The 13,580-nt window shown below is 52.1% G+C and carries 9 protein-coding genes; 6 read left to right on the forward strand and 3 right to left on the reverse strand.

Annotated features, from left to right (window positions below):
• Positions 1-6: 6 nt before the first annotated feature.
• Entirely contained in the window at positions 7-1,458 is a 1,452-nt protein-coding gene (locus VFS25_RS03525; protein WP_326460733.1) for a RagB/SusD family nutrient uptake outer membrane protein, read from the reverse strand.
• The gene (locus VFS25_RS03530) at positions 1,458-4,844 is read right to left on the reverse strand and encodes a SusC/RagA family TonB-linked outer membrane protein (RefSeq protein ID WP_326460734.1); all 3,387 of its coding nucleotides are present in this window, start codon (positions 4,842-4,844) and stop codon (positions 1,458-1,460) included. Before VFS25_RS03530 ends, VFS25_RS03525 begins: the two co-directional genes overlap by 1 nt.
• A gap of 420 nt (positions 4,845-5,264) precedes the next feature.
• Here VFS25_RS03530 and VFS25_RS03535 point away from each other — a divergent pair, with 420 nt between their 5' ends.
• Positions 5,265-6,890, forward strand: a complete 1,626-nt coding sequence (locus VFS25_RS03535; RefSeq protein ID WP_326460735.1) for a hypothetical protein — start codon at positions 5,265-5,267, stop codon at positions 6,888-6,890.
• On the opposite strand, the gene VFS25_RS03540 is transcribed toward VFS25_RS03535, so the two are convergent.
• On the reverse strand, positions 6,887-7,108 hold the full coding sequence (locus tag VFS25_RS03540) for a hypothetical protein (protein ID WP_326460736.1): 222 nt from the start codon (positions 7,106-7,108) through the stop codon (positions 6,887-6,889). The genes VFS25_RS03535 and VFS25_RS03540 overlap by 4 nt on opposite strands.
• A gap of 170 nt (positions 7,109-7,278) precedes the next feature.
• Here VFS25_RS03540 and VFS25_RS03545 point away from each other — a divergent pair, with 170 nt between their 5' ends.
• The 5 genes from VFS25_RS03545 (at position 7,279) to VFS25_RS03565 (ending at position 13,575) form a co-directional block, all read left to right on the forward strand.
• Positions 7,279-7,962 carry a VIT1/CCC1 transporter family protein gene (locus VFS25_RS03545; protein WP_326460737.1) on the forward strand — a complete coding sequence of 228 codons (684 nt, stop codon included), beginning with the start codon at positions 7,279-7,281 and terminating at the stop codon, positions 7,960-7,962.
• Between the two features lie 45 nt (positions 7,963-8,007).
• Entirely contained in the window at positions 8,008-8,196 is a 189-nt protein-coding gene (locus VFS25_RS03550; RefSeq protein WP_326460738.1) for a hypothetical protein, read from the forward strand.
• Between the two features lie 227 nt (positions 8,197-8,423).
• Positions 8,424-8,786, forward strand: coding sequence for a hypothetical protein (locus VFS25_RS03555; RefSeq protein WP_326460739.1), 363 nt, complete (start codon positions 8,424-8,426; stop codon positions 8,784-8,786).
• 165 nt (positions 8,787-8,951) lie between these two features.
• On the forward strand, positions 8,952-10,358 hold the full coding sequence (locus tag VFS25_RS03560; protein ID WP_326460740.1) for a TolC family protein: 1,407 nt from the start codon (positions 8,952-8,954) through the stop codon (positions 10,356-10,358).
• A 4-nt stretch (positions 10,359-10,362) separates the two neighbouring features.
• Positions 10,363-13,575: an efflux RND transporter permease subunit gene (locus VFS25_RS03565; RefSeq protein ID WP_326460741.1), complete on the forward strand. Its 3,213-nt coding sequence runs from the start codon at positions 10,363-10,365 to the stop codon at positions 13,573-13,575.
• The last annotated feature ends 5 nt before the right edge of the window (positions 13,576-13,580 follow it).

Consider the following 13,580-nt stretch of genomic DNA (forward strand, 5'->3'; position numbering starts at 1 on the left):
TCATCATTATCGCGGGTTCAATTGCAGGCCAGCTAATTGGGCAGATTCCGGCAGCTGGAACACCCGGTGCGGATCATCCGATCCAAGGATAAGTATGTTCCCGTCTGATGTGTAATGCGTTACTGCTGCTTTATAGCGGATAATATCCAGCCAGCGCATACCTTCCTGCACATATTCCGCCCGTTTGAATGAGAGCAGGGTGGCCAGTATGCCGGTTTGCAGGTTTGTAGTGCCGTAAAAATTCCGGATTTTGGTGGCGTTAATTGCATGCTGGCCGGCATTGTACTGGCTAATGCGCGTACTGGCGTAGGTGTTCAGGTCGGCCATGGCGGCGCTGGTATTATTCAGGTAGGTGTTGGCTTCAATACGGTTAAACAGCACCTCTTCTGTAGTAAGCAGGGGCACCACCACATAGCCAACGCCTATATCGGCATTAATAGAGCTGCGCACAAAATGTTCATTGATCTTGGGCAGCAGGTAATTATCTGTTCCAGCGGTAAACAGCTGAAAGGTAAAGGCCCAGGTGCCGCCGGTTACATTGCGGCTGAATATTTCATCGCGCTTGCGCGCATTCAGCCCGTAACGCACCCGGTAGTAGTTGCGCGCCCACCAGGAGGCCGTTTCCGCCAGCAGCAGGTTGGCCGGCTCGGTAGCGCGGGCATAGCGGGCAAACAGCTCAAGGTAGGTAATGCTGGTGTAAGTGGTGTTCCAGGGGCGCAGCAGCGCTGCTACATTGCCCGAAAGCACCTGGTTGGCATGTTCTATTACTTTAGCGTAATCCTGTTTAAACAGGTAAAAACGGGCGGCAAAAGCATGCGCAGCTGCTGTGGTGAAATGATAGCGGGGCACCTGGTACCGCGTATCGTCCAGCAGGGGAATACCGGCGGTAATGTCTTTCTCTATCATATCGTACACATAGCTTACGGTTTTGCGCTCATACTGTTTCAGCACCACGTTCTCCGGCACGGTTACATAGGGTATGCCGGGGTCGGCGGAAGCGGTACCGGGATCGTATACCTTGGAGAAAACATTCACCAGCATAAAATGCGCGTAGGCCCGTGCCAGTAGGGCTTCGCCTTTTTCCGAACGGTAGGCGGCCGGGTCAGCCGCATTCTCGCACACCTGCAACGCCTGGTTGGCGGCGGCAATGGCGGCGTAGCAGGCATTCCAGTAATATTCGGGAGAGTCCTGCTGATCGTCGCGCACATCGCGGAAAAAATAAGGATCTACGTTGGTGTTTTCCAGCTGCCCGGCGCCTTTGTCCTCCACGTTATCAGACATGGACTCAAAGAACGACATGTAATTCGCCTGCGGGTAGGCAGTGCCCAGCAGCTGCGCTACCTGCTCCGGTGAGTTCAGCTCCGCACGATTATCAGGCGGCTGCTCCAGGTACTTTTTACACCCGGCGCTAATGAACAGCACTAACATCCATGTATATATGAATAGCTTCTTCTGCATCAGATACTAACTTTTAGTGAAAGCGTAAATTGCTTTTGAACCGGCTGCGCCACGCCGCCCGAATTAAAAAATTCAGGATCCTGGCCCTTGAGCTTACTGTCTGAATAAATAAGCCAGGGATTAATGGCTGCGCCGGTTACGGATATATTATTAAAGTGCATTTTCCGCAGCAGCTGCGGCGGCAGCACATAGGTAAGCGATACGGTTTTCAGCCGTATAAAATCGCCTTTGGCTACCCGTTCTGTAGAATAGTTGTAATTGTTGTAAGGGTGCGCCCCGGCCAGGGTCGATTGCTCAAATGCTCCCAGGATGGATGGTACACTGGTATACTTTTCATCGCCCGGCATTACCCACCGGTCCTGGAACTCTTTGGGCATGGCGTCCAGGTCGGAGTAGGTGGTTTTAAAAGCAGGGTACAGGCGTATTTTATTGCCGGCCTGGTAGGTAACAAATATGTTAAGGGAAAAAGCTTTATAGTTAAAGGTGTTGGAAAAGCCGCCGGTGTACACGGGATCAACCGGGCCTTCATATACCAGGTAATCCGTGGTTTGATCCTGCAGGTACACGGCCTGCGCAGTTTTCCCGCTTTCATCGGTGAACAGCGGCACGCCGGCGGCATGGTCCAGCCCCTGGAAGCGGATGGAGAAAAGGCTGCGTACAGGGTAGTCCTGCTTGTTGCCGCCCTCCGGCACTACCAGTGAAAATATATCGGGCCGGTTCCTTGCATTGGTGATCTTATTACGGTTATACCCGAAAGTAAGGTTGGTGCGCCAGCCCCAGTTTTTTTTGCGGATCACCTGGCCGCCTATGAGCACATCGGTGCCATAAGAGTCCATATCCGCATAGTTGGCTGCCTTTTCCGATTCGCCGCCAATGCCGGAGGTTTTTATAATGCTGATGAGGTCAAAGCTGCGGCGCTGGTACACATCCACGCTAAAGTTCAGGCGGTTGTCAAACAGTGCGCCGTCTGCCCCGATGTTGGCGGTGTACAGCTTTTCCCACGTAAGGTCTGCATTCTCCAGGTTAGCCAGCTGTATCACAGATTCCACTTCTGTTAAATACGGCCGGTTGGTGTTTATATTGCGCAGCACAATGCTGGAGTTAGTGGCGGGCCCCATGCTGGCGGTAAGGCCGTAGCTGCCGCGGAGGGTGAGGTAATTCACCCATTTTACATTTTGCATGAAAGGCTCCCGGTCGGCATTCCAGGCGCCGCCAACGCTCCAGGTGGGCAGCCAGCGTGCGCGGGTAGATTTGCCCAGGCGGTTAGAGCCATCGTACCGCGCGGTACCGGTCAGGTTGTATTTAGAACGGTAGGAGTAGGTGGCTGTGCCATAGAAAGCTACAAAGCGGTCATAATCCTTGCTCATGCCGTAATAAGGAAAGTTCAGCTCTATGGTTTGTTTAAGAATGCGGTAGTCATACAGCGGCGTGCCGCCGTTGTTATACTGGTAGCCGTAGCCGGTATTGGAAAAGTTTTGCCGGTCGGCATATTTTACCTGCATACCGCCCAACAGGCTGAGTGCATGCTGGTCGTTAAAAGTGTGGTTGTAGTTAAGGCTGTTGCGGAAATCGTAGCTTACCAGCTGGTCTTCGGTACGGTTGTAAAAGCCGCCGTAAGGGAGCACCACTACGGGTTCTGCTTCGGGATCATCGGGATCGCGGTACAGGAATTTATTATTCTGGCGGATGGTGGAACTGCCGGCGGCACGGTATGCCTGGGCCATGTTGGCGTTCTCGGTGATCTGGTGCTCGCGGGTTGACTTCACATACCGTAACGCCCCTACGAATTCATAACGCAGGTCTTTGGTCAGCTGGTACGAGAGGTCGCCCTGCAGGCGCAGGTCAATTACATTAATGTTCAGGTAATTGTTCCGCAGCTCGTTCAGGATATTAAAGGGCGCAAAGTTGCGGCGAAAGTATTCCGGCTGCCCCTGCTCATCGTATGCTGTTAAGGTACGGCTGGTGTTAAGCGCGTAGCTGAAGGGGTTAATGTCAAAGTCGCGGTCGTATTGCCCTTCTACAGGGTTGCTGTTGCGGGCCAGCGCGCCGGGCGCTTTTTGCTGCCGGACGGAGGCCAGGGTGGAAAACCCGGCGGATAAGCGGTCGGAGAACTTGTAGTTGTTACGGAAGTTAAGCGTGTAGCGGTTTACGCGGTCGGCCACCGTCCATCCGTTATCGCCATAGTAGCTGGTTGAAAAGTATGACTGTGATCTTTCCGTACCAAAAGATATGCTCAGTGAGTGCTCCTGCATAAAGTTTTGTTTAAACAGCAGCCCAAACCAGTCTGTATTGGCGCGGGCATAGCGTTTCAGGAACTCCGCCTTTGCAGCGGGGGTGTTCTGCAGGGGAAAGTTGCCGCTGGCGTCGGCGTTCATCAGCTCATACATTTTGCCGTATACGCCATTGTCTGCCTGGTCCAGTATGTTGGGGTACAGGATGCCTTTGCGGTCCAGCTCCGCCAGCACAGACATTTGCTGGCCCGAGTTCATAATGTTGTAGCTGCCGTATGTTGGTTTCAGCTGTGTGCTGAAGTTGCCGGTATAGGTAACTACCGGCTTGCCTGCACGTCCTTTTTTGGTGGTGATCACAATTACCCCGTTCATGGCGCGGGCGCCGTACAGGGCAGCTGCAGATGCATCTTTGAGTATGTCAAAGCTTTCAATGTCATTGGCGTTCAGGCCTGCCACCGCAGATCCCAGCAGGGTAGTGGGGTCGCCGCTGGAAAGCTGCTCGTTGGAAATGTTTACAATATCTTCCAGCACCACACCATCCACCACCCACAGGGGTTTGTTATCGCCGTTAATAGAGGTAGCCCCGCGTATGCGAACTTTAGGCGCCGCACCAAAGGTGCCGGACACGTTTTGTATTGATACGCCGGCGGCACGGCCTTCGAGCATGCGGCTCACATCTGCAATACCATCTATCTTCACGTCTTCTGCCTTCAGGGAAACAGCCGCGCCGGCAAATTTTCTCTTCTCTACATTCTGGTAACCGGTAACAATTACTTCAGACAAAATGCCTTCCAGCGCGCCCAGGCTAATGTGCATGCGCTGCCCGGTAAATACATGTACCTGTGAGGCTTTGCCGATAAAGGAAAAACGCAGGGAGTCGCCGCGGCGGGCATCCAGCAGAAATTCGCCGGCAGCATTGGTTTGTGTGCCCCGGTGGGTAACCAGGTTTTCTACGGTGGCGCCGGGCAGCGCGCCGCCTTCTTTTGCATCCGTAACAGTACCCGCGGCTTTTGTGGTGGGCAGGGTGTCCTGGAATGCCGCCGGCAGACGCGCGTACGCCCCTGCAGGTATAAGCGGCAATAAATACAAGGCCAGGAGCAGGACCCGCCGCCATTTCACGCTGCGGAAATGACAACAGTTGTCCGTTAAAATCATAAACGATTTTGATTTTGGTTCTACATACGTACAATGATGTACGGTAAAAAATCACATCACGGGGAGGAATTAAGCTCTAGTAAACATCTGTTGTTATATGCCCTCTTTTGGTTGATAGTGCCTTTTCAGTGAACTAGTATAGGTGCAAAATAATTCTGGTATAGATGCATATGTTGAGAACCCCCTTTCACAGATTAGTTGCAGCAAAACAAATGGTTGTATGGGAAAGCAGGGTTTACGTACGTTCATTCACGTATCGCTGCACGTTCGCATAACGCCCCTTTGTTCTCTCTCTTCCTAAGTTAATAATTTATTTGACAAGTTTGAACAGGATTTTTTGGTAAAGCAATTAGCCGGACGCTGCCACAAATTATTAATTTTTAATATATTTGATCCCGGTTATCTATTAAAGTAATGAGAATGACGATGCGATATGTTTGCCTGTTTATCCTGTGCAGCCTTTGTTTTTACAGTACAACATTACAGGCGCAGCTGCCTGAAGTTTCCCTGAGCGCGGCTTTCCCGGAACCTGCCGCAGATGGCTGGGATAAGGTGGTAATGCTGCCGGGGGGCAATACCTGCTACCTGCATTTTGATAAAAGCCAGGGCATACAGGTTAACATGTACAATACCGCGCATGAACTGGCGGCAACGGAAACCATTACCGGCGCACAGTGGAACACGCGCAGCATGAACGATACGGAAATAGACGGCGTATATGCCATTAACGGGCAGGTAGTGGTTTTCCTGCAGCAGCTTATTAAATATAAACCCTGCCTGTTTCGTATAGTGATAAACGGTACCACCGGCCGCCTGGTGCAGGAAGATAAGATAGGGGAGCTGCCCACTGTGCTGCACCGCGAAGCCTTTGCAATAGGCTGCCTGGCCTCCCACGACTTTTACGTGGCCAAAGACCCGGCCAGCGGCTACTATGCCGTAGCGTTCTTTACCGGCGGGGAGCTGCAACGCAAAGAAGATCCTTCAAAGCGCATACAGGTAATGCATTTCAGTCCGGAGCACCAGCTGCTGAACCAGGCGTATTACAGCCTGCCCGACAGCAGCGCGCTGCCTTACTTTAACTTCCTGGATATGGCGGTACAGGGCAGCGAAAACGTATACCTGTGCACGGTAGGTTTTAATACAAAACGCAACGGCAGCCTGCCGCAGTCGGAAGTAATCATATCTGTATTAAAGAACGGGCAAACCGCATTTGTGCACCAGCCGCTGGCCTATACCGCCAATTTTGGAAATGCCCATGCCAGCCTGCAATGGGCCGCTGCCGCCAAACGCCTGCAAATGCTGCTGGTGGCTGCGCCCGATCCAAAGGCCAAACCGGACGAGCGCCAAAGCTTTCTCAATTACCTGGACCCGGCCAGCGGTGCATTGCAGCAAAGCCCCCTTTCTTTGAACAAGCTGGCCAACGGCAATACCGCCTATACAGGACTGCCGCAGCTGCTGGCCGTACAGCCAAACGGCAGCGCCATTGTGCAGCTGGAGCAAATGCAGCAGTTTACCCAGGGTAAAAATGTGTACAACATGCAGCACACCAACCTGGATGATATAGGCATATGCAGCATCAGCCCTGCCGGCGTTACCGACAGTGGGTACGTAATCAGCAAATTGCAGGTGGCCAACGGCAGCATTGAGCCCCTGTACCTGCAGCGCAAGCAGCGCGGCACCTGGGTATTCCGCAACCGCGTGGCGGCGCTTAATACCACGCCCTATCTTTCTTTTGACTACATACATACCAATACCCACGGTGATTATACCCTGTTTAACGATTACCTGCAGCAGCTGGACCGCGGCGGCACCTTTGAAGCCAAAAAGCCGCTGCGCTACCTTACGGAGGCGAACACGGTATGCTATCACTACCTGAATGGCCAGGCTGAAAGGTTGTTTTTGTTTGGCACGCCGCAAACAGATAAGTCATATTATTGCATGCTGGGCGCGTCTGACCACAATGTGCAGCAGCATACGTACGCTACACTGCTCATCACCCGTACGGGCGAAGCGCGCACCGCCTGTATTGCGTGGCTCCGTTTTTAATTGCTGGAAAAAGTTTCTTCTATTGTTTGCTGCAGGGCGGTTTTCCGGTGCAGGGCAGGCCCTGGCTGCTGGTGAGGATTTTTCAGTGTTAAATGCAGGCGGGTAACGTTGCGCTGCTGCCGGCTCACATGCGGGGAACCAGGGTGAATGTCGCTTCCTTTTTCCGGTGAAAACAGGTAATAAATAAGCAGTACAGAGAGGATAACAGCTTTACTCACCAGGTAGAGGATAAGGACACTAATAAAAGATGTTTGGTGAAACATAATTTACGCTTTAAGGGAATTATAGGGTTCAGATATGATCAGCACCGGGTTTTCAGGTCACAGAAATGCTACTATAACAAATCTACATATTTTAACATAATTTCAGGAACATTTTCCTTTATCATATGCACCAGGAACAACATTTACAAAGCTCGGATTTTATTACCGATGTGGTAATTGGCATGGCCGACGGCCTTACCGTGCCTTTTGCCCTGGCAGCAGGCATCAGCAGCGCTGTAAGCAGCAACAGCATTGTGATCACCGCGGGCATAGCGGAGATTATTGCCGGCGCTATTGCCATGGGGCTGGGCGGCTACCTGGCGGGCAAAACCGAATGGGACCATTACTACGCGGAGCTGAAGCGGGAATATTACGAAGTGGAGCATATGGCCGAAGAAGAAAAAAAAGAGATCCGCAGCATATTTGCGGGGTATGGCATTAGTGAGGAAACCCAGCACCGCATTGCAGATGAGCTGGCCCTTGATAAAAACAAGTGGGTAGCTTTTATGATGCAGTATGAGCTGGGCCTGCAGGAGCCCAACCCTGCCCGGGCACGGGTAAGCGCCCTTACCATTGGCCTGTCGTACATTGTGGGTGGGTTAATTCCACTATCGCCCTATTTTTTCACAGCCGCTCCTTTGGACGGGTTTAAAATATCGGCAGTTGTTACCCTCATATGCCTGTTCGTATTCGGGTATTTTAAAAGCAAGGCCACAGGCCAGCCCTTACTGCCGGGCGCTTTAAAAGTAATGTTCATTGGCGCTGTGGCAGCGGCAGCGGCTTACCTGGTAGCCCGCTGGCTATCATAACGGCAGCATTTTTGTACCCGCTACATGGTAACAAATTTGCTCGCCATGACCATCAAAAAAAGCACCGGCGCCAAACGCGCCATTAAGCAGGTAAAGCGGAAGGTAGCCGCTACGCCCGTAAATAAGAAAAAGCCCAAAAAAGAGTTCAACGACGATCAGAATAACCAGCTGGAAGGGTATGATGAAAATGAGTATGACGCGAAGGACAAGGCGGATGAACAACGCAGAAGGTAGATCAATTACGAATGATTCAAAGGAGCGTAGCCACCCCGCAAAACAAACGGGGCATCTGTTTATTACCAGGCCTCATTCCAGGAAAACCTTGAAAATCAATCATCCCTTAGTAATAGTTAAACACTGATGACCACACCTCATCTTAAAATTAACTTAAAAAAGTGTGGAGAAACTCCCCAAAACCGAATAGATGTAATATCTTAGCCGCTGCTTAAACCAGCGATGCATTGAAACGTTTCGTATTATCATTCCTTGCCGGCCTTTTTTTCCTGTTGGCGCAACAGGGAGCAGCGATATATTCACAGGAGCCGGCCGTTTCAGATGCCGCCACTGTTGTAACCCGCACAGCTGCTGAGTTTCCCACACGCGCCCCGGCCGATGTACGGCAGGCGCTGAAACCCATGCGCGTGTATTTCAAACACCGCCCGGTGGCGCTGAATGACGGACACGATGAAGCGCTGAATGTTGTTTTTTACGATATACGCCCGGAGTTTGTATATATCCATACCTGTTACCACAGCTACGTACAAACGTTTATTTCCGTAGCCATTGACCTGAGCGACTGGCGGGGCCCCCCGCATAATGCATAGAATGTAAAATCATAAATGTAAAATTTCAAATGTAAAAGTCGCGGTCAGCAAGCGGCCACACACTTAGTGCGCCTTTTAAACAGCGCCTGCCTTCACTTTTATATTTAGTATTTAACATTTTACATTCTCCTTCTTCTTCTCTTGTTTCACTAAAAGAACTAATAAATGATTTGCTATTGCAAAAAAGCAGTAGGCATTGCCATGTGCCTTGCGGCGCAGGCAATAACGGGAACTGTGTATGCTCAACAGCAGCCAACCTTTACGTTAGGCCAGTTAACAGATGCAGCTACGCATCACCTGCCGGCCATCCTGCAAAAACAAGCGCTGGTAAACAGCGCCAAAGCGAATGTAACCGATGCCCGGCACACCGCTTTACCTGCCCTGAAACTAAGTGACCAGGTAGTAATGGGTACTGCCAACGGCACTACCGGCACGGCCCTTCCAATAGGAGTAACCGTGTCTACTTCAAGCGGCATCCGAACAGATAATCTTTCCAATGTAGCCAGCGGCAACATTGCCACCTTGTACGGGGAGTATGAGCTTGTAAACTTCGGGCTGCGCAAAGCCCGGGTGCAGAATGCCCTGGTGAATGAGCAGCTCACGGAAACCGACCTTTCCAAAGATATATACCTGCTGAAGCTGCAGGTTAGCAAGCTGTATTTCACCATGCTGCGTAACCTGTACCGGCTGGGAATTGACCAGCAGAATATCAGCCGCTACAAAGCCGTGTATAACGTAATACACGCCATTACAAAAAGCGGCATACGCGCAGGGGTTGACTCCTCCCTGGCCCTGGCCGAGCTGTCGAGGGCACAGATCAGCTACGACAGGAAAATGGGGGAGATCAAACAGCTGCAGCAGCAAATGGCCTTTCTTACCGGCATTACAGACAGCATTCGTATTGACACCTCTGAGAAACGCTATGATGTAGCCCTCAGCCCTGCTGCCTGGAGCACAACGGCCGATACAATACAAAACCCGCTGATCAGCTATTTCCGCAAACAAAAAGAGCTGTACCAGGCAACCGATAACCTTATCAAAAAAAGCTACCTGCCCAAAATACTGCTGGCAGGCGGCATATGGGGCAGGGGCACCAGCATTGATTATGCAGATAATTATAATTATAAGGCACTGTCAAACGGCCTGGGCTACCAGCGCTTCAACTACGCGGCAGGCGTTGCCCTCACTTACAACCTGTTTGACCTGGTGCACCGGAAAGACAAGCTGGCGGTGAACAATTATAACATACAGGCCAGCAACTACGGGCTAGAGCAACAGCAGCAGGCATTGAACACGGCGCTGCAGCAGGCGCAAACCGCCATTAACACGGCAGAGCTGAACCTGCAAAACCTGCCCGTACAGCTGCAGGCAGCCACCGCGGCTTACGATCAAAAGCTGGCCCAGTACCGCGCGGGTATTATTAACCTGGTGGATCTTACTAATGCTTCCTTTGTGTTATACCAGGCCCAAACAGATTATGTGGAAGTGCTGAACGACTGGATGCAGGCCAACCTTGACAAAGCCGCAGCTACCGGCAACCTGGATCTATTTATTCAATCTATCAAAAACTAACAGCATGGTACGCGCAGCTTTAAAAAAACCCATTACAGTGCTGGTACTGTTCATTGGCTTACTGTTGTTTTCCATAGTGGCCATCCGCAGTATTCCCATTGATATTTTTCCGCGGCTTAACCTGCCTACCATCTATGTAATAGAATCGTACGGCGGTATGTCGCCGCAGCAGATGGAAGGCTTTTTTGCCACCCGCATGCAGGACCAGTTCCTGTACATTAACGGGATCAGGAACATTGAAAGCAAGAATATCCAGGGCTTAACGCTCATCAAGCTTTCATTTTACGAAAATACCAACATGGCCGAAGCCTCCGCGCAGGTAGCCCTGCAGGTGAACAGGTCCATGAAATTCTTTCCGCCCGGCGCGTTGCCGCCGCAGGTGATCCGCTTTGACGCATCATCGCTGCCAGTGGGCGAGCTGGTGCTGGGCAGTAAAACAAAATCGCTCAAGGAAATTTACGACCTGGCTGCCACCCGCATCCGGCCCCTGTTTTCAACCGTACAGGGCTTGTCGGCGCCGCCGCCTTTCGGCGCCAACTCAAGATCGGTGGTGTTGAATGTAGACCCGCAGAAGTTAAGGGCCTATAATGTTTCCCCGGATGAAGTAGTGAGCGCGGTTGCCAAAAACAACATCATGACCCCTTCGGGCAACCTGCGGGTAGGCAACCGCATGTACGTAACCAGCCTGAACTCGCTGGAAGATAAGGTGAAAGACTTTGAGGATATTGTAGTAGCCTCCAACGGCAGCAACTCGGTATTTGTACGGGATGTGGCCAGGGTAGCAGATGCCGCGGATGTAACCGTGGACTATGCGCTCATTAACGGCAAGCGCTCTGTATACATACCGGTGGTGAAAACCGCCGACGCCTCTACCTGGGAGGTAGTGCAAAGCCTGCGCTCAAAGCTGCCGGAAATGAAGGACCTGCTGCCCGGCGACGTAGATGTGAAATACGAGTTTGACCAGTCGGTGTTTGTAATGAACGCCGCCAAAAGCCTCATGACAGAAGGCGTACTGGGCGCTATTTTAACAGGGCTGATGGTGCTGCTGTTCCTGCGCGACTGGCGCAGCAGCCTGGTGGTGATCATCACCATACCCATTGCGGTGCTGAGCGCCGTGCTGTTCCTGAAGCTGTTCAACCAAACCATCAACATCATGACGCTGAGCGGCCTGGCGCTTGCCATTGGCATACTGGTAGACCAGGCAACGGTAACCATTGAGAACATTCACCAGCACCTGGAAATGAACAAGCCCAAAAGGCGCGCAGTGCTGGATGCCTGCATGGAAATATCGTTCCCGCTGCTGCTCATACTACTGTGTATACTGGCCGTGTTTGCGCCGGCATTTATCATGACCGGCGTGCCCAAGGCCATGTTCCTGCCCCTTTCATTGTCCATTGCATTTGCCATGATCATTTCCTTCATAGCAGCGCAAACGCTGGTGCCGGTAATTTCCGTATGGTTGCTGAAAGAGGAAATGTTCCGCTACCGGCACTCCGGCATACACGCACATGCGGGCCTGGCGCTGAACGAGCAGGAAGTGGCGGAAGTAAAGCACCATAACCGGGAAGACAGCGCGCACCAGGAGGAGAACGGCTTCTTCCAGCGCTTAAAAACGCGGCTGGGCAAACGCCTCGATAAATGGATGCCCAAACGCAAGCTGATCGTAAGCTTATACCTGGTGGTGGTAATTGCTTTGGCCGGCTTTTGCTTTATGGTGATCGGGAAAGACCTGCTGCCCAAAAGCAATAACGGCCAGCTGCAGCTGCGCATAAAAGAAGAGGATGGCACCCGGCTGGAAGTAACGGAAAGAACAGTGAAAGATGTGCTGAACATTATAGATGTTACGGTAAACGGCCATGTAGAAATAAGCTCCGCCTACGTGGGCATTGTGCCCAGCAGCTACGGCACCAGCAACCTGTATGTATTCAACAGCGGCACACACGAAGCCGTGATGCAGATAAAGCTGGATGACAGCTACAAAACCAACATGGATGACCTGAAGGACCTGCTGCGCAAGAACATCCATGAAAAGTACCCGCATTTGAAGCTGTCTTTCGAGCCTATTGAGCTTACAGAAAAGATCATGGCGCAGGGTGCCGCCACGCCCATAGAAGTAAGGGTGGCCGGAAAAAATTTCGATAACATCAAACAATACGCGCAGCGGCTTACCGGCAAGCTGGAGAAACTGCCTTTCCTGCGGGATGTGCAGATAGCGCAGCCGCTGGCCTTCCCGGTGATCAATATCAACATTGACCGTTTCAGGCTGGCGCAAATGGGATTAAGCCTGCAGGATGTGGCAAGAAGCATTACAGAAGCAACATCCTCCAGCCGCTTTACGGAAAAAAATCAGTGGCTGGATAAACGGGTGTCTTACACCTACCAGGTGCAGGTACAGGTGCCGGAATACATTATGAACTCGTTGGAGCAGCTGCAGTCTATTCCGCTGGTAAAAGGGCATACACGCCCGGTGTTGTCGGATGTGGCAACGCTTACCACCGACAGGCAGCCGGGGGAATATGACCGCCGCGGCCCCCGTAGGTTTATTACCGTAAGCGCCAACATCTACAAAAAAGACCTGGGCACCGCCACTGCCGCCGTACAAAAAGCGATTGATGAAATGGGCACGCCACCGCCCGGGCTGGTGCCGCAGATAAAAGGCATGTCGTCGCTGCTTACGGAAACGCTGGGGTCTTTGCAAACCGGCCTGGCTGCCGCCATTGTAGTGGTGCTGCTGTTGCTGGCCGCCAACTACCAGTCGTTTGGCCTGTCGTTAAGCGTGCTGTCAACCGTGCCGGCTGTGCTGCTGGGTTCCATGCTGTTGCTGCTGGCAACCGGCTCCACGCTGAACCTGCAGTCGTACATGGGCCTTATCATGTCTGTGGGCGTGTCGGTAGCAAATGCGATATTGATTGTTACCAACGCTGAAAATTTAAGGCTGGAGTATAAAGATCCGTTCAAAGCGGCATCGGCCGCGGCCAGCATCCGTTTACGGCCCATTCTCATGACCAGCCTGGCCATGATAGCCGGTATGATACCCATGGCCAGCGGTCTTGGTGAAGCCGGCGACCAGTCGGCCCCATTGGGCAGGGCTGTAATTGGCGGCCTGGCCGCATCCACCTTTGCCGCCCTGTTTATTGTACCGCTGGTATACGGCTGGGTGCAGCAAAAGAAATCCTTTACATCCGTTTCTCTTTTACCTGAAGATTCCGATCACTAAAATCA

Source organism: Chitinophaga sp. (assembly GCF_035761305.1).
Classification (GTDB): domain Bacteria; phylum Bacteroidota; class Bacteroidia; order Chitinophagales; family Chitinophagaceae; genus Chitinophaga.